This is a genomic window from Bacillus paramobilis, assembly GCF_038096195.1.
In the GTDB taxonomy this organism is placed as follows: Bacteria; Bacillota; Bacilli; order Bacillales; family Bacillaceae_G; genus Bacillus_A; species Bacillus_A mobilis.
Genome location: NZ_CP151108.1, coordinates 5,223,551 through 5,240,195, shown reverse-complemented (window position 1 = coordinate 5,240,195; position 16,645 = coordinate 5,223,551). Strand labels below are relative to the sequence as shown.

General features: G+C 36.0%; 17 protein-coding genes and 2 tRNA genes. All 19 read left to right on the top strand.

Annotated features, from left to right (window positions below; translation table 11 throughout):
• The first annotated feature begins 26 nt into the window (after positions 1-26).
• The 19 genes from ispE (at position 27) to AABL52_RS26735 (ending at position 16,518) form a co-directional block, all read left to right on the top strand.
• Positions 27-896, top strand: a complete 870-nt coding sequence (ispE, locus tag AABL52_RS26825; protein WP_000772099.1) for a 4-(cytidine 5'-diphospho)-2-C-methyl-D-erythritol kinase — start codon at positions 27-29, stop codon at positions 894-896.
• Between the two features lie 54 nt (positions 897-950).
• Positions 951-1,799 (top strand): pur operon repressor, encoded by an 849-nt coding sequence (purR, locus tag AABL52_RS26820; RefSeq protein WP_061678916.1) that lies wholly within the window; start codon positions 951-953, stop codon positions 1,797-1,799.
• A 124-nt stretch (positions 1,800-1,923) separates the two neighbouring features.
• On the top strand, positions 1,924-2,298 hold the full coding sequence (locus tag AABL52_RS26815) for a RidA family protein (RefSeq protein ID WP_000869825.1): 375 nt from the start codon (positions 1,924-1,926) through the stop codon (positions 2,296-2,298).
• A 152-nt stretch (positions 2,299-2,450) separates the two neighbouring features.
• Positions 2,451-2,744, top strand: coding sequence for a septation regulator SpoVG (gene spoVG / locus AABL52_RS26810; RefSeq protein ID WP_000454042.1), 294 nt, complete (start codon positions 2,451-2,453; stop codon positions 2,742-2,744).
• Positions 2,745-3,068: 324 nt separating this feature from the next.
• On the top strand, positions 3,069-4,448 hold the full coding sequence (glmU, locus tag AABL52_RS26805; protein WP_000071043.1) for a bifunctional UDP-N-acetylglucosamine diphosphorylase/glucosamine-1-phosphate N-acetyltransferase GlmU: 1,380 nt from the start codon (positions 3,069-3,071) through the stop codon (positions 4,446-4,448).
• An 18-nt stretch (positions 4,449-4,466) separates the two neighbouring features.
• Positions 4,467-5,420: a ribose-phosphate diphosphokinase gene (locus AABL52_RS26800; protein WP_000107420.1), complete on the top strand. Its 954-nt coding sequence runs from the start codon at positions 4,467-4,469 to the stop codon at positions 5,418-5,420.
• Positions 5,421-5,492: 72 nt separating this feature from the next.
• Positions 5,493-6,053, top strand: coding sequence for an aminoacyl-tRNA hydrolase (gene pth, locus AABL52_RS26795; protein ID WP_080000234.1), 561 nt, complete (start codon positions 5,493-5,495; stop codon positions 6,051-6,053).
• Positions 6,054-6,123: 70 nt separating this feature from the next.
• Positions 6,124-6,348, top strand: coding sequence for an anti-sigma-F factor Fin (locus AABL52_RS26790; protein WP_000399442.1), 225 nt, complete (start codon positions 6,124-6,126; stop codon positions 6,346-6,348).
• A 105-nt stretch (positions 6,349-6,453) separates the two neighbouring features.
• Positions 6,454-9,984, top strand: coding sequence for a transcription-repair coupling factor (mfd, locus tag AABL52_RS26785; protein WP_000579707.1), 3,531 nt, complete (start codon positions 6,454-6,456; stop codon positions 9,982-9,984).
• A gap of 136 nt (positions 9,985-10,120) precedes the next feature.
• Positions 10,121-10,657: a stage V sporulation protein T gene (gene spoVT, locus AABL52_RS26780; protein WP_000648309.1), complete on the top strand. Its 537-nt coding sequence runs from the start codon at positions 10,121-10,123 to the stop codon at positions 10,655-10,657.
• Between the two features lie 232 nt (positions 10,658-10,889).
• Positions 10,890-12,491, top strand: a complete 1,602-nt coding sequence (locus tag AABL52_RS26775; RefSeq protein WP_000444147.1) for a putative polysaccharide biosynthesis protein — start codon at positions 10,890-10,892, stop codon at positions 12,489-12,491.
• Between the two features lie 12 nt (positions 12,492-12,503).
• Positions 12,504-13,964, top strand: a complete 1,461-nt coding sequence (gene mazG / locus AABL52_RS26770; protein ID WP_000014263.1) for a nucleoside triphosphate pyrophosphohydrolase — start codon at positions 12,504-12,506, stop codon at positions 13,962-13,964.
• Between the two features lie 14 nt (positions 13,965-13,978).
• Complete coding sequence (locus AABL52_RS26765) at positions 13,979-14,254, top strand: RNA-binding S4 domain-containing protein (protein ID WP_001234876.1); 276 nt, start codon at positions 13,979-13,981, stop codon at positions 14,252-14,254.
• A gap of 57 nt (positions 14,255-14,311) precedes the next feature.
• Positions 14,312-14,620: a sporulation protein YabP gene (gene yabP / locus AABL52_RS26760; RefSeq protein ID WP_001059101.1), complete on the top strand. Its 309-nt coding sequence runs from the start codon at positions 14,312-14,314 to the stop codon at positions 14,618-14,620.
• Positions 14,617-15,270 (top strand): spore cortex biosynthesis protein YabQ, encoded by a 654-nt coding sequence (gene yabQ / locus AABL52_RS26755; protein WP_097844306.1) that lies wholly within the window; start codon positions 14,617-14,619, stop codon positions 15,268-15,270. Before yabP ends, yabQ begins: the two co-directional genes overlap by 4 nt.
• Positions 15,267-15,626 carry a cell division protein DivIC gene (divIC, locus tag AABL52_RS26750; RefSeq protein WP_001208737.1) on the top strand — a complete coding sequence of 120 codons (360 nt, stop codon included), beginning with the start codon at positions 15,267-15,269 and terminating at the stop codon, positions 15,624-15,626. The genes yabQ and divIC overlap by 4 nt, the downstream gene beginning before the upstream one ends.
• A gap of 87 nt (positions 15,627-15,713) precedes the next feature.
• Positions 15,714-16,199 (top strand): S1 domain-containing RNA-binding protein, encoded by a 486-nt coding sequence (locus tag AABL52_RS26745; RefSeq protein ID WP_000021453.1) that lies wholly within the window; start codon positions 15,714-15,716, stop codon positions 16,197-16,199.
• Between the two features lie 160 nt (positions 16,200-16,359).
• Positions 16,360-16,433: transfer RNA gene (locus tag AABL52_RS26740), tRNA-Met, on the top strand.
• 13 nt (positions 16,434-16,446) lie between these two features.
• Positions 16,447-16,518: transfer RNA gene (locus AABL52_RS26735), tRNA-Glu, on the top strand.
• Positions 16,519-16,645 lie beyond the last annotated feature (127 nt).

Here is a 16,645-nt window from a genome sequence, read left to right as displayed (position 1 = left end):
TTGAGTACATAGAGTGGGTGAATAGATTGAAGCTACTAGTGAAAGCACCAGCAAAGATTAATCTGTCGTTAGATGTACTGGGAAAAAGACAAGACGGATATCATGAAGTGAAAATGATTATGACAACAATTGATTTAGCGGATCGTTTAGAACTAATGGAATTAGCAGAAGACCGTATTGAAATTTTATCCCATAATCGGTATGTCCCAGACGACCAAAGAAATTTAGCTTATCAAGCAGCGAGATTATTAAAAGAGAAGTTTAATGTAAAAAAAGGCGTATCTATTACTATTGAAAAAACGATTCCAGTAGCAGCTGGATTAGCAGGTGGAAGTAGTGATGCAGCAGCGACATTACGTGGCCTTAATAAATTATGGAATTTAGGGCTTACAATTGACCAGTTAGCAGAGCTAGGCGCAGAAATTGGATCAGATGTATCGTTTTGTGTATATGGTGGGACAGCAATTGCCACTGGAAGAGGAGAGCAAATTGAGCACATAAAAACTCCGCCTTCTTGTTGGGTTATTTTAGCAAAACCCCATATTGGTGTATCTACTGCTGATGTGTATGGAAATTTAAAGTTAAATCGAGTTACACATCCAAATGTAGATAAAATGGTTGATGTCATAAATGCTGGGGATTACAAAGGGATTTGTGATACTGTTGGTAACGTTTTAGAAGATGTAACGTTTGCGATGCACCCTGAAGTTGCACGTATTAAGGCACAGATGAAGCGATTTGGGGCGGATGCCGTATTAATGAGTGGAAGTGGCCCAACCGTATTTGGTCTTGTGCACCATGATTCGCGAATGCATCGTATATATAACGGATTAAAAGGATTTTGTGAACAAGTATATGCAGTACGTTTATTGGGAGAGCGAGAAACGCTTGAATAAAGACGTATAATACGGTATGATTTGTTTAGAATATTCGTGATTTGAGGTGAGAGTATGAAAATTAGACGAAGTACAAGATTAGTCGATATGACGTATTACTTGTTACAAAATCCTCGTCAGCTAGTTTCTCTCACTTTTTTTGCTGAAAGGTATCAATCAGCTAAGTCTTCCATTAGTGAAGATTTAGTTATTATTAAGCAAACGTTTGAACAACAAGGGGTCGGCACATTGCAAACGATACCAGGAGCAGCAGGAGGAGTGAAATATATACCATATATAAGTGCGGAAGAGGCAGATCTCATTATTGGAGAGCTTTGTAGCCTATTTGAAAATCCAGGTCGTATTTTACCCGGTGGTTACTTATATATGACAGATCTTTTAAGTAATCCTCGTCATATTAATGGCGCAGGTCGTTTGTTTGCTTCTGTTTTTGCTAGGCAACCAATTGATGCGGTTATGACGGTGGCAACGAAGGGGATTCCACTTGCTTATGCGGTGGCAAATTACTTAGATGTACCGGTAGTAATTGCAAGAAAAGATAATAAGGTAACAGAAGGCCCAACTGTGAGTATTAATTATGTATCAGGTTCTTCTAAGCGAATTCAAACAATGACGTTAGCAAAGCGTAGCCTTCCAGAAGGATCAAATGTTTTAATTATTGATGACTTCATGAAAGCTGGCGGGACAATTCAAGGTATGATGAGTATGTTAGAAGAGTTTAAGGCTAATGTTGTTGGTATTGGTGTATTAGTAGAATCCACGGATATTGAGGAAAGACTAATTAATAATTTTGTATCATTAATTCGTCTATCAGAAGTTGATGTGAAAGAAAAAGCGATTCAAGTGGAAAAGGGAAATTATTCACTGGCACCATTTGATGAAGGGCTTGTAGAGGCTGAGTAAAAAGGTAAAGCAGATCGCTTTATCTTTTTTTTATTCTATTTATAAATTATAAAATAGATGGACAAACTGCTTTTCGTGCACTATTTTTAAAGAGTAAAAATAAATAATAAAAGGGTGGAAAAATATGAAAGTTGTTCAAACAAGCAATGCACCACAAGCAATTGGACCATATTCACAAGGGATTATTGTAAATAATATGTTTTACAGTTCAGGACAAATTCCGTTAACTGCAAGTGGAGAGCTTGTAGCAGGAGACGTGACAGTACAAACAGAGCAAGTATTTCAAAATTTACAAGCAGTATTAGAAGAAGCAGGTGCTTCATTTGATTCAGTAGTAAAAACAACAGTATTCTTAAAAGATATGGATGATTTTAATGCTGTTAATGAAGTATACGGCTCTTATTTCTCTACTCATAAGCCAGCTCGTTCTTGTGTACAAGTAGCAAAATTACCGAAAGATGTTTCAGTTGAAATCGAAGTAATTGCCCTAGTTAAGTAGTTCTTTGTAAGCGATAACCTCTACTAATCTCTATATTCAATTACATTAAAAATTTTTATCTTAAAAATTTTTAAAAAATTAAAGGGAAAATAGAAATTTTGTGGAATTTATACAAATATATCGCTTATTTAGAAAAGGGTGGTGAACACAAGATGGAAGTGACTGACGTAAGATTACGCCGCGTAAACACAGAAGGCCGCATGAGAGCAATTGCCTCTATTACTCTAGACCATGAATTTGTTGTTCATGATATTCGTGTAATTGATGGTAATAATGGATTATTTGTAGCAATGCCAAGTAAACGTACTCCAGATGGAGAATTCCGTGACATTGCACATCCAATTAATTCTAATACACGCTCTAAAATTCAAGATGCGGTTTTAACAGAGTATCATCGTTTAGGCGAGTTAGAAGAGGTTGAGTTTGAAGAAGCGGGTGCTTCGTAAAATTCGAATGAAAAGGGCTTTTTAAAGAAAGCCCTATAATTTTGCAACAAACTCCTGTAAGCATTTACAGGAGTTTGTTTTTTTTTGTAGTTTTATACATTTTTCGTGCGGAAAATTCAGAATTTATTAAAATGAGGAGTAAAACTTCTAATTTTTTCAAAATCAATTTAAATAGTATAGCTTATTTCTTAAAAAAGATACTAAAGAGTAAAACATCGTATGAGAATTATGGTAAAATTTAATAGTTAAAATGTGTTTCTTGAAATATATGATGATTTAGGATAATATCGTTAATGGATAAATAGGTTGCGATGGAGGGTCTATATGTCAAACAGATTTGCAGTGATTCTAGCTGCAGGTAAAGGCACACGTATGAAGTCTAAGCTATACAAAGTGCTTCATCCTGTATGTGGAAAACCTATGGTACAACATGTTGTCGATCAAGTATCTCAATTAGGATTGCAGAAACTTGTAACAGTCGTAGGACATGGTGCTGAAATGGTACAAGAACAGCTAGGAAACGTAAGTGAGTTTGCATTACAAGCAGAACAACTTGGTACAGCGCATGCTGTAGATCAAGCTGCAAGTGTACTTGCAAATGAAGAAGGAACAACTTTAGTTATTTGTGGTGATACGCCGCTAATAACTGCTGAAACGATGGAATCATTGCTTCAGCAACATAAAGAAGCAGGGGCAATGGCAACGGTGCTAACAGCTTACATAGAAGAGCCTGCTGGATATGGTCGTATCGTTCGTAACGAGAATGGTCATGTTGAAAAGATTGTTGAGCATAAGGATGCAAATGAGAAAGAATTAGCTATTAAAGAAATCAATACAGGTACGTATTGTTTTGATAACAAAGCTTTATTCGCTTCGCTTTCTAAAGTTTCAAATGATAACGTACAAGGTGAATATTACCTGCCAGATGTTATTGAGATTTTAAAAAATGAAGGTCACATTGTATCGGCTTATCAAACAGAGCACTTCGATGAAACGTTAGGTGTTAACGACAGAGTCGCTCTATCGCAAGCGGAAATTATTATGAAAAACCGTATCAACCGAAAGAACATGGTAGATGGTGTTACGATTATTGATCCAAGTAACACGTATATTTCTGCTGATGCAATTATCGGTAGTGATACAGTTCTTCATCCAGGAACAATTATTGAGGGAAACACTGTAATCGGTTCTGATTGTGAAATTGGACCGCATACAGTAATTCGCAATAGTGAAATTGGAGATCGTACGACAATTCGTCAATCTACTGTACATGATAGTAAACTTGGTACAGAAGTATCGGTTGGTCCATTTGCACATATTCGCCCAGATTCAGTTATTGGAGATGAAGTACGCGTTGGAAACTTCGTGGAAATCAAAAAAACTGTTTTTGGTAATAGAAGTAAAGCTTCACACTTGAGTTATATCGGGGATGCACAAGTTGGAGAAGACGTGAATCTTGGTTGTGGTTCAATTACGGTGAACTATGACGGTAAGAATAAATTCAAAACTGTGATTGGTAATGGGGTATTTATTGGATGTAATTCAAACCTTGTTGCTCCTGTAACAGTTGAAGATGGTGCTTATGTGGCAGCAGGCTCTACAATTACAGAGAATGTTCCATCAAAGGCATTATCGGTAGCACGTGCACGTCAAGTTAACAAAGAAGACTATGTTGATCAATTGCTGAATAAGAAAAAATCATAATGTGGAGGGTTAATCTAGATGTCGACTCAATATCTAAATTCTAATTTGAAAGTATTCTCTTTAAACTCTAATAAGGAACTTGCTGAGCAAATTGCAAAGCACATTGGAGTAGGACTAGGAAAATGTTCTGTTGATCGTTTTAGTGATGGAGAAGTTCAAATTAACATTGAAGAAAGTATCCGTGGTTGCGATGTATTCATTATTCAATCTACAAGCTTCCCAGTAAACGAACATATCATGGAATTACTTATTATGATCGATGCATTAAAGCGTGCATCTGCAAAAACAATTAATATTGTTATTCCTTACTATGGTTATGCGCGTCAAGACCGTAAAGCGCGTTCTCGTGAACCAATTACATCGAAACTTGTAGCAAACTTGCTTGAAACAGCAGGTGCAACTCGTGTAATCACTCTAGATTTACATGCTCCACAAATTCAAGGGTTCTTTGATATCCCAATCGATCACCTAATGGGTGTACCGATTCTTTCAGATTACTTTGAAACAAAAGGTCTTAAAGATATCGTAATCGTGTCACCTGACCACGGTGGGGTAACTCGTGCTAGAAAAATGGCGGATCGCCTAAAAGCACCAATCGCTATTATTGATAAGCGTCGTCCTCGTCCGAACGTATCAGAGGTAATGAACATTATCGGTAATATTGAAGGTAAAACAGCAATTTTAATTGATGACATCATTGATACAGCTGGTACAATTACATTAGCAGCAAACGCTCTTGTTGAGAACGGTGCTTCTGAAGTATATGCTTGCTGTACACACCCAGTATTATCTGGTCCAGCAATTGAGCGTATCCAAAACTCAAATATTAAAGAGTTAGTTGTAACGAACTCTATCGTATTACCGGAAGAGAAGAAAATCGACAAAGTACATGAACTTTCAGTTGCTCCATTAATCGGAGAAGCAATCATTCGTGTATACGAAGAAGAATCTGTAAGTGTATTATTCAATTAATTGGATAGAATGAGACGTAACCAAGATTGGTTACGTCTTTTCGTATCGAAAAAAGAAAGTAGTGGTACAAGAATGAAATTGATAGTAGGACTTGGGAACCCGGGTAGAGAATATGAATTAACAAGGCATAATATTGGATTTATGGCAATTGATGAACTTGCAAAGCGTTGGAATATTTCTTTGAATGAACAAAAATTTAAAGGAGTATTTGGTGCAGGATTTGTTAATGGAGAAAAAGTAATCTTATTAAAGCCACTTACATATATGAATTTATCTGGGGAAAGTATTCGTCCACTCATGGATTACTATAAAATTGATGTTGAGGATTTCGTTGTTCTGTACGATGATTTAGACATCCCTGTAGGTAAATTACGCCTTCGTATGAAAGGTAGTGCTGGTGGACATAATGGTGTGAAATCAACAATTTCACATTTAGGAACACAAGAGTTTCAACGCATCCGCATGGGAATTGATCGTCCGAAAAATGGAATGAAGGTAGTAGATTACGTATTAGGACGTTTTACATCGGAAGAAATTCCTGATGTGGGTCATTCTATTGAAAAAGCAGCGGATGCATGTGAAGAATGGTTAAATAAACCTTTTCTTCAAATCATGAATACCTTCAATAGTTAAGGGTATGATTGGGAATAATTTGTTTTATTTTTACCCATACTAGTAGTAATTGGATTTTTAGGAGGCTAGTATGGAAGGTTATTATTATTGCAGACATTGCGGGAGTAATGTAGGCTCCGTTACTGCAGAAAAAGTATATAGCGACGTTTTATTTCAACTAACAGAGCAAGAAGTAGTAGAGATGATTCATTTTCATGAGAATGGAAATATATATATACAAACGATTTGTGAATCGTGTCAAGAAACGCTCGCATCTTATCCTGAGTATTATGAATATGAAAAATTTCTGCAATAAAATGTTGTCGCTTTGGCATGTCCAAAGCATTTTTCTGTTTTCTTTTTCCGAAATATTTGCATAAAATATAGTGGCTTGCTCTTTATGTTGAGAGGGGTTTTGAAAATGATAGGTTTATTAGAGCAATTTTATAAAAATGAAGAGATCCAATCGGTTATTAATGGATTAGAAGATGGTTTAAAAGAACAGCTTGTATCAGGTATGGCAACCTCTTCTCGTTCGTTATTAATGGCGGCCTTATATAAAAAAACAAAAAAATCACAACTTATTGTGACGCATAATTTATATCAAGCGCAAAAAGTACATGAAGATTTAGTGGCGTTACTTGGTGAAAAAGATGTGTGGCTATACCCAGTAAATGAATTGATAGCATCAGAAATTGGTGTTGCAAGCCCAGAATTGAAGGCGCAACGTATTGAAGTATTGAATCGTTTAGCTGCAGGAGAGAATGGGATTATTGTAGCGCCGGTTGCGGGACTACGCAGATTTTTACCAATGAAAGAATTGTGGAAGCAAAGGCAAATCGAAATTAATCTAGGGCAAGAGATTGATTTAGATACATTCTTGCATACTTTACATCATATTGGTTATGAGCGTAAGTCGATGGTAGAGGCTCCTGGGGAATTCAGTTTGCGCGGGGGAATATTAGATATTTATCCATTAACTGAAGAGTTACCATTTCGTATTGAATTTTTCGACACAGAAGTTGATTCTATTCGATTATTTGATGTAGATGAACAGCGCTCTCAAGATAAAAAAGAAAGTGTTAGATTTGGTCCAGCAACAGAGTTTTTATTTTCACAGGAAGAATTGAAGTCGGGAATTAAGCGTCTTGAGGAAGGCTTGACTAAGACGATGCAAAAACTTTCCGATGATAAATTGAAGACTACAGTGCTTGAGACGGTAAGTCATGAAATTGAGATGCTAAAAAACGGGCAAAGTATAGAACAGATGTTTAAATATTTATCTATTTTCTATAACGAACCTGCTAGTCTGATAGATTATTTACCAGAAGATGGTATTGTGGTTTTAGATGAGATCTCCCGTATTCAAGAAACAGCATCACATCTTGAAACGGAAGAGGCGGAATGGTATATCTCACTTCTTGGTGAGGGAACAATTATTCAAGATTTATCTTTCTCACACTCGTTTGAGGAATTTCTTCATCATAAAAAAAGAAGTTTTGTATATTTAACGTTATTCCTACGTCATATAGCACATACACATCCGCAAAACATTGTGAATGTGACATGTAAAACAATGCAAGATTTCCATGGGCAGATGCAGTTGTTGAAAACTGAAATCGATAGATGGAACGAAGGGCATTTTACGACTGTTGTGCTCGGAACTGATGATGAACGTGTAAAAAAACTACAACATATTTTAAGTGATTATGATATTGAGGCAGATATCGTAGAGGGCACAGATATATTATTGCCTGGAAGGTTACAAATTGCTGTAGGTGATTTACATGCAGGATTTGAAATGCCGATGCAAAAGCTTGTTGTTATTACTGAAAAAGAGCTTTTTCATAAGAAAGTTAAAAAATCACAACGTAAGCAAAAATTATCTAATGCCGAACGTATTAAAAGTTATTCGGAATTAAAAGTTGGGGATTATGTAGTTCATGTAAATCATGGTATAGGTAAATTTTTAGGTATCGAGACGTTAGAGATTAATGGCGTTCATAAAGATTACTTGAATATTAAATATCAAGGTAATGATAAGTTATACGTTCCAATTGAACAAATTGACCAAGTGCAGAAATATGTAGGATCTGAAGGTAAGGATCCTAAAGTTTATAAATTAGGCGGAAATGACTGGAAAAAGGTCAAAACGAAAGTTGAAAAATCTGTACAAGACATTGCGGATGACCTAATTAAATTATATGCTGAACGCGAAGCTTCAAAGGGTTATGCATATACACCAGATACGGCAGAACAACAAGAGTTTGAATCTTCTTTCCCGTATCAAGAGACAGAGGATCAATTACGTTCTATTGAAGAGATTAAGAAAGATATGGAACGTGGACGTCCGATGGATAGGCTTCTTTGTGGTGACGTAGGATATGGAAAGACGGAAGTAGCTATCCGTGCGGCATTTAAGGCAATTATGGATGAAAAACAAGTTGCAATTTTAGTGCCGACAACGATCCTTGCACAACAACACTATGAAACAATTCGAGAGCGTTTTCAAGATTATCCAATCAATATAGGATTATTAAGTAGATTCCGTACGAGAAAACAGCAAAATGAAACAATTAAAGGCTTAAAAGATGGCACGGTAGACATTGTAATCGGAACGCATCGTATTTTATCTAAAGATGTTACTTATAAAGATTTAGGTCTTCTTATTATTGATGAAGAACAAAGATTTGGTGTAACGCATAAAGAAAAAATTAAACAATTAAAAGCAAATGTTGACGTATTAACATTAACGGCAACTCCGATCCCGCGTACACTTCATATGTCTATGCTTGGTGTGCGTGACTTATCTGTTATTGAGACACCACCAGAAAATCGTTTCCCAGTCCAAACGTATGTAGTAGAGTATAATCCAGCGTTAATGCGAGAAGCGATAGAACGAGAGCTTGCAAGGGGTGGACAAATTTACTTCCTATATAATCGTGTGGAGGATATCGAAAGAAAAGCGGATGAAATTTCGATGTTAGTTCCAGACGCGCGTGTAACTTATGCACATGGGAAAATGAACGAAAGTGAATTAGAGTCTGTTATGCTATCGTTTTTAGAGGGACAGCATGATGTTCTTGTAAGTACAACAATTATTGAGACGGGTGTAGATATTCCCAATGTAAATACGTTAATTGTATTTGATGCAGATCGTATGGGATTATCGCAGTTGTATCAGCTTCGTGGGCGTGTTGGACGTTCTAATCGTGTTGCATATGCATACTTTGCATACAAACGAGATAAAGTGTTATCAGAAGTTGCAGAGAGGCGTCTACAAGCCATTAAAGAGTTCACAGAGCTTGGATCAGGTTTCAAAATTGCGATGAGAGACTTATCTATTCGTGGTGCAGGTAACTTGTTAGGTGCCGAACAGCATGGATTTATTGATTCTGTCGGATTTGATCTATATTCTCAAATGTTGAAAGATGCAATTGAACAGCGTAGAGGAACAGATGGGGCTGAAAATACAGTTAATGTTGAAATTGATTTAGAAGTAGATGCATATTTACCAGATGCTTATATTTCAGATAGTAAACAAAAAATTATGATGTATAAACAGTTTAGAGGTGTTTCTGCAATGGAGGATATTGAAGAGTTGCAGGAAGAGATGATAGATAGATTTGGTGATTACCCGCAAGAGGTTGGTTATTTATTACAAATTGCAAATATTAAAGTATTGGCAATGAAAGAACAAATTGAGTTAATTAAGCAAAATAAATTTGAAGTAACAATTCTGTTCTCAGAACAAGCAAGTCAAAATATTGATGGTGGAAAATTATTCATGCTTGGAAATAGTTTTGGACGTATGATCGGTCTAGGGATGGAAGGATCACAATTGAAAATCGTTATGAAAACAAATGGCTTAGAGACATCGAAGTGGTTAACAATTGCTGAAAATTTATTAAAAGGCCTACCAGATGTAAAAAAAGAAGTCATAAATGCCTAATATAAGATAAAAAAATACAATTCGGCGTGCATAGAAGAACTAATGTGTAAAATACTATGTCTAACAGTTGGTGATTTTTACATGAACAGGTAAATTCACCACTTTCATCATCAGTAGAAAGTGAGGCAGCATTAGAATGAAAGCAACTGGAATCGTACGTCGAATTGATGATTTAGGTAGGGTAGTAATCCCGAAGGAAATTCGTAGAACTTTACGTATTCGAGAAGGAGACCCACTAGAAATATTTGTTGATCGCGATGGAGAAGTAATTTTGAAGAAATATTCTCCGATTAGTGAACTAGGCGATTTTGCAAAAGAATATACGGAAGCTTTATACGATAGCTTAGGACATAATGTGCTTGTATGCGATCGTGATTCTATTATCGCGGTAGCAGGCATATCTAAAAAAGAATACTTAAATAAAAGCGTTGGCGATTTAATTGAGAAGACAATGGAAGATCGTAAGTCTGTAATTATGACGGATGAAAGCGAAATTTCAATTATTGATGGGGTGACAGAAAAAGTTAGTTCCTATACAATTGGACCGATTGTTGCGAATGGGGATCCAATTGGAGCTGTTATTATCTTCTCTAAAGAGGCTATTATAAGTGAGGTAGAGCATAAGTCAGTAAATACAGCTGCGAGCTTTTTAGCGAAACAAATGGAGCAGTAAGGTCATATCGAATTTTAGAAGTAGCAATCTTTCCTAATTATGATATTTCTTCTTGAGAAATCAATTATTTGGAGATATATGTATATTGAAAAAAGGTAGCGCTTTGCTACCTTTTTTCGTTGAACATTTCTAGCGTTGCACGAACGTATTATTGCTCGTGTAGGTAAGGAAGCTTGTCCTTTTCTTTATGATATAATACGAGGGGTGAGAATAGAAAAAGGAGTTTTCTTGTATGGAATCGAAGAAGTATCAAGCCTTTTGGCGTGGGGCTATTATATTAACAATCGCAAGTTTTGTTACAAAGGTATTAAGCGCTTTTTACCGTATTCCATATCAAAATATAGCGGGTGATATTGGTTTTTATATTTACCAACAAATTTATCCGTTTTATGGATTTTGTTTAATTTTAGCTACTTATGGATTCCCGATTATAATTTCAAAAATGGTTGCGGAACGATTAGAGCGAGGGAAACAAAAAGAAGCAGAAGAAATTATTTGTGTATCTTTTTGGTTTTTATTAGGAATTGGTTTCATAGGCTTTTTTACATTGTTTTTTGGTGCCGAAGCAATTGCAACAGCTATGGGCGATATACACTTAGATAAGTTATTACGTGTTATTTCATTTTCATTCATATTGATGCCGTTTCTATCTGTGGCAAGAGGATATTTTCAGGGGTTCAATAATATGATGCCAACAGCTGTTTCGCAAGTGATAGAACAAACGATTCGTGTTTCTATTATTGTATTTTTATCTCTATTCCTAATTGCTCACGGATTTGATTTATATACGGTCGGTGCAGGTGCTATGTTAGGTTCAATCGCAGGCGGACTGATTGGGATTATCGTACTTGTACTTTATATGCGTCATGACTTTCGTTCTATATTCTTCAAAAGTGTAAAGAGAATTAAGGGGAAAAAGAGGATTATTAAAATTCTGTTTTGGCAGGGTTTGGCGATTTGTGTTAGTAATTTAGTGCTTATTTTTATACAAATGGCTGATTCTGTTTCCTTCTATTCTTTACTTATTGGGGCAGGAGAGCCAGCTGAAAGTGCAAAGGTATTAAAAGGTGTGTATGACAGAAGTATCCCGCTTATGCAATTAGGGACTGTCGTGACAACTTCTTTCTCGTTGTCGCTTATTCCAATCATTACAGCGGCGAAGGAAAGAGGAGATCTTTCCTTTATTCGAGAAAAGGTAAAGTTAGCAATGAAAATAACATTTGTTATTGGATTTGCAGCGGCCATTGGATTAACTTGTATTATTCAGCCTACGAATATTATGCTGTTTGAAAATAGTGATGGGTCAGATGTTTTATCCATTTTATCTTTATCTATTTTATTTAGTTCATTGTCAATTACAACTGCTTCTATTTTGCAAGGGCTAGGACAAACATTAAAACCAGCAATATTCGTTATATTTGGGAGTTGTTTAAAGTTAGCTTTAAATTATATATTAATGCCGTATTTTGGTGTGAAGGGAGCTGCAATTGCAACACTAGTTGCGTTAATTGTAATTTCTGTGTTAAATAGTGCATTACTTATGCAAGCCGTATCGGAATCGCTCATCGATAAACGTAATATGTTAGGTGTAGTTATTAGTGGTATCGGTATGGGATTTGTATTAATAATGTTTATGCGTGTAATGCAAATGTCTGGATTAGTAATTGATACGGAACATAGAGGAATCGCGACAATTGAGGCATTGTTAGGTGTAGCTATCGGCGGATTGGCATATATGTTTTTGATTTTAAAATTACGTGTATTTACAAAAGCGGAAATAGGAACCGTGATGAAAAAAGAGAAAAAAGAAGGTTCATTGAAGAAGAGTGGATAGAGGTGGCAGATTGTGAGTGGAATCATTACTATTTTAGGATTAGGTGCTGGTGAGTTAGATCAGTTAACGATGGGTGTATATCGAAAAATAAAAGAAGCAGATCACATGTTTGTTCGAACGAAGGAACACCCCGTTATAGAAGAGTTGGAGAAAGAAGGTATACAATATACAGCCTTTGACAGTGTATATGAAGCACATGATACATTTGAAATTGTATATGAAACAATTGCGAATACATTGTTAGAACAAGCTGAAGGCGCAGAAATCATCTATGCCGTGCCAGGGCATCCGCTTGTAGCGGAAAGAACGGTTCAGCTACTATTGGAAAAAGGCGAAGTAGCGAATGTTGAAGTGCGCATTGAAGGTGGACAAAGTTTCCTTGATCCAATGTTTGCAAGTCTAAAGATTGATCCGATTGAAGGATTCCAATTAATTGATGCCACATCATTTGAAAGAGGACAATTAGAATTACGTCAACATTTAATCTTTTGCCAAGTATATGACGCATTCGTTGCATCTGATGTGAAATTAACATTAATGGAGATGCTGCCAGATGATTATGAAGTATATATCGTAACAGCTGCAGGGACTTCATTTGAACAGGTTAAAAAGGTGCCGTTGTACATGTTAGATCATGAAACGGAATTAAATAATTTAACGAGTGTATATGTACCACCCGTTCAGGAACGTGCGTCCTTGTATCAACAGTTTGATGTGCTTAGAGAAATTATTGCAGACCTTCGTGGACCAAATGGTTGTCCGTGGGATAAAAAGCAAACACATCAATCTTTAAAGAAGTATTTAATTGAGGAAGCTTATGAAGTGTTGGAAGCAATTGATGAAGAGGACGACGACCACTTAGTAGAGGAACTGGGTGATGTATTATTACAAGTTATGCTGCACGCTCAAATCGGAGAGGACGAAGGTTGGTTCTCTATAGATGATATTATTCGGACTTTATCTGAGAAAATGGTTCGTCGCCATCCGCATGTATTTGGGAATACAGATGTAAATAGTGCTGATGAAGTACTTGCTAATTGGGAAGAAATTAAAAAACAAGAAAAAGGATTCGTGAAAGAATCTGTTTTAAATGGAGTTCCAAAAAGTTTGCCACAGTTACTACGCGCTTATGAAATCCAGAAAAAAGCGGGCAAGGTTGGTTTTGATTGGGTTGATGTACAACCGATGATAGAGAAAGCTTTAGAAGAATGGCAAGAGTTCCAACAAGAAGTTACAAATATGGATGAGGCGAAGATGTTAGGTGAATTTGGCGATTTACTATTTGCGTTTGTTAATATAGCTCGTCATTATAAAATAGATCCCGAAGAGGCGTTACATGCAACGAATGAGAAATTCGTCGGTCGTTTCTTATACATGGAAGCAAAGGTAGCTGAAATGAATAAAGAGATGCAAGATTTATCATTAGAGCAGTTGGATGTTTTATGGGAAGAGGCAAAACAAACAGAGCGTTAATAGGGGGATTTGATATGCGTTTAGATAAGTTTTTAAAAGTATCACGTTTAATTAAAAGAAGAACATTAGCGAAAGAAGTAGCTGATCAAGGAAGAATATCAATTAATGGTCAAGTGGCAAAAGCGAGTTCAGATGTGAAAGTAGCTGATGAATTAACAATTCGTTTTGGTCAAAAAATAGTAACTGTAAAAATAAACGAATTGAAAGAAACGACCAAAAAAGAAGATGCAGCAAATATGTATAGTTTAGTTCGCGAAGAAAAGGTAAAGGCTGAAGAAGGCTTGTTCTAAAATCAATTATCCCTTCATACATTACTATTAGCTAGTATAAATGTAGGGGGGATTTACGTGAATAATGGTTACTCACCTATGTCTTCTAATCAACAAAATGTTTCTGTAGAGCATGATATTATTATGCGTGGCAGGCGTGTAATTGATATTACCGGTGTAAAGCAGGTAGAGAGTTTTGATAGCGAAGAGTTTTTGCTTGAGACTGTAATGGGCTTTTTAACAATTCGTGGTCAAAATTTGCAAATGAAAAATTTAGATGTGGAAAAAGGTGTTGTATCGATTAAAGGGAAAGTTCATGAGATGCTGTATATTGATGAGAATCAAGGGGAGAAAACTAAAGGATTCTTTAGTAAGTTGTTTAAATGAGCCTAACAATTCAGTTGTATACGATGCTCTCAATGATCGGAATGGGTGCTTGGATTGGAGCGTCTTTAGATACATACCAACGATTTTTAAAGCGGCAAGAACGTAAACGTTGGCTTGTGTTTATACATGATATACTATTTTGGATTGTCCAAGCGTTATTCGTCTTTTACGTATTGCTTCTTGTAAATGAAGCTGAACTACGTATATATGTATTTTTGGCATTATTATGTGGTTTTGCGGCGTATCAAAGCTTATTGAAAGCACTATACATGAGATTGTTAAATTTTCTCATCTATATTTTTATGCAAACAACAAACTTTTTTGTTCAAATTATAAAGCTACTCATGATAAAACCTGTTATTATTATAGCGCAGCTATTTATTGCATTTATATTATTCTTATTTCGTATACTGCTTTCAATTGGACATGTGTTATGGAAAATGGTGATTTGGATATTACTTTTCATATGGAAAGTTTTTTTCTGGCCTGTTCGATTTATTGCTTCGCTCATATGGAAACTTCTCCCTAATCGTGTTAAACTTTTTATAATGAAACATGTAGGGTTCCTGCAATATATAGCAAAATTAAAGGGACATATCTTCCAATTATGGGAGCGTATAAAAAAGAAGTTAGGGGGACCTCGGAAATGAGGGAACTGAGACAAAGAACAATCGAAAAACAGAGTCCAAATCCTGTTAAAGAGCATATAATACAAACGGATGAGAACAGGAAGCGACTTTATCGCCGTTTAGCGGTTTTTCTTGTCTTTGCTTTTACAATTATTGCGAGTATTAGTGTAACGTTTTATCAACAAAACAGTTCCATTAGAGCAAAAGAAGCAAAAGTTAAGGACATGAAAAAAGAACTGGATTCATTAACGAATAAAGAAAAGAGTCTAAAAGACGAAGTTCAAAAGTTAAATGATGAAGAGTACGTATTAAAGATTGCTAGAAGGGATTATTTCTTCTCTGGAAAAGGGGAGATAATTTTTCCTGTTTCTAAGTAGAGTATGTCTTATTGACACTATATTTTAGGATTATATATAATAAAGTAAAATTTGACTTTTTAACCACTAAGGAGGAGCATTTTTTTTATGTCAATCGAGGTAGGCAGCAAGTTACAGGGTAAAGTAACAGGTATTACAAATTTTGGGGCTTTTGTGGAGCTGCCAGAAGGCTTAACGGGTCTTGTTCATATTAGTGAAGTTGCTGATAATTATGTGAAAGATATTAACGATCACTTAAAAGTGGGCGACCAAGTAGAAGTAAAAGTTATTAACGTTGAAAAAGATGGCAAGATCGGTCTATCTATTAAGAAAGCGAAAGAGCGTGAAAAAACAGAAGGAGATCGTCCACGTGGTGAATACCAACGCGGTGGCGGCGATCAACAACGTTCTGGACGTCCACAACGTAATCGTTCTTTCAACAGAGATAATCGTGGCGGCGGTAACGAACGAGCTCCAAAAGAAACATTCGAGCAAAAGATGGCACGTTTCTTAAAGGATAGTGAAGATCGTTTAACTTCTTTAAAGCGTAACACAGAATCTAAACGTGGTGGCCGTGGCGCACGTCGCGGATAATAAGAACGTTTAATTCTTAGCATATAGAGAGGTACCCAGGGCGATTGCTCGGGGTGCTTTTTTATATGTGAAAATATATTTTTAAAAAAGTTTTCAAGATGTGTTGACTTTAAAATGTATCTGAGGTAAGATACTAATTGTCCGTTAAATAAGACGACATGGCGGTGTAGCTCAGCTGGCTAGAGCGTACGGTTCATACCCGTGAGGTCGGGGGTTCGATCCCCTCCGCCGCTATATTTAATTTAACGGCCCGTTGGTCAAGTGGTTAAGACACCGCCCTTTCACGGCGGTAACACGGGTTCGAATCCCGTACGGGTCATCCTAAAAAGATCATGCAAATTTGCATGATCTTTTTTTGTTAAATAAATTAAGACATACAACACTTCTACAAAATTACCCTATATTTTCTGAATGTTCGATTAAAATATTAAAGATACATTACATAC

Bases quoted from the DNA above. Each gene is read 5' to 3' on its own strand.
- AABL52_RS26745 (WP_000021453.1), top strand. From the start codon at position 15,714: ATGTCAATCGAGGTAGGCAGCAAGTTACAGGGTAAAGTAACAGGTATT.
- AABL52_RS26800 (WP_000107420.1), top strand. From the start codon at position 4,467: ATGTCGACTCAATATCTAAATTCTAATTTGAAAGTATTCTCTTTAAAC.
- pth (WP_080000234.1), top strand. From the start codon at position 5,493: ATGAAATTGATAGTAGGACTTGGGAACCCGGGTAGAGAATATGAATTA.
- AABL52_RS26790 (WP_000399442.1), top strand. From the start codon at position 6,124: ATGGAAGGTTATTATTATTGCAGACATTGCGGGAGTAATGTAGGCTCC.
- glmU (WP_000071043.1), top strand. From the start codon at position 3,069: ATGTCAAACAGATTTGCAGTGATTCTAGCTGCAGGTAAAGGCACACGT.
- spoVG (WP_000454042.1), top strand. From the start codon at position 2,451: ATGGAAGTGACTGACGTAAGATTACGCCGCGTAAACACAGAAGGCCGC.
- purR (WP_061678916.1), top strand. From the start codon at position 951: ATGAAAATTAGACGAAGTACAAGATTAGTCGATATGACGTATTACTTG.
- AABL52_RS26815 (WP_000869825.1), top strand. From the start codon at position 1,924: ATGAAAGTTGTTCAAACAAGCAATGCACCACAAGCAATTGGACCATAT.
- spoVT (WP_000648309.1), top strand. From the start codon at position 10,121: ATGAAAGCAACTGGAATCGTACGTCGAATTGATGATTTAGGTAGGGTA.
- divIC (WP_001208737.1), top strand. From the start codon at position 15,267: ATGAGGGAACTGAGACAAAGAACAATCGAAAAACAGAGTCCAAATCCT.
- AABL52_RS26765 (WP_001234876.1), top strand. From the start codon at position 13,979: ATGCGTTTAGATAAGTTTTTAAAAGTATCACGTTTAATTAAAAGAAGA.
- yabQ (WP_097844306.1), top strand. From the start codon at position 14,617: ATGAGCCTAACAATTCAGTTGTATACGATGCTCTCAATGATCGGAATG.
- mfd (WP_000579707.1), top strand. From the start codon at position 6,454: ATGATAGGTTTATTAGAGCAATTTTATAAAAATGAAGAGATCCAATCG.
- AABL52_RS26775 (WP_000444147.1), top strand. From the start codon at position 10,890: ATGGAATCGAAGAAGTATCAAGCCTTTTGGCGTGGGGCTATTATATTA.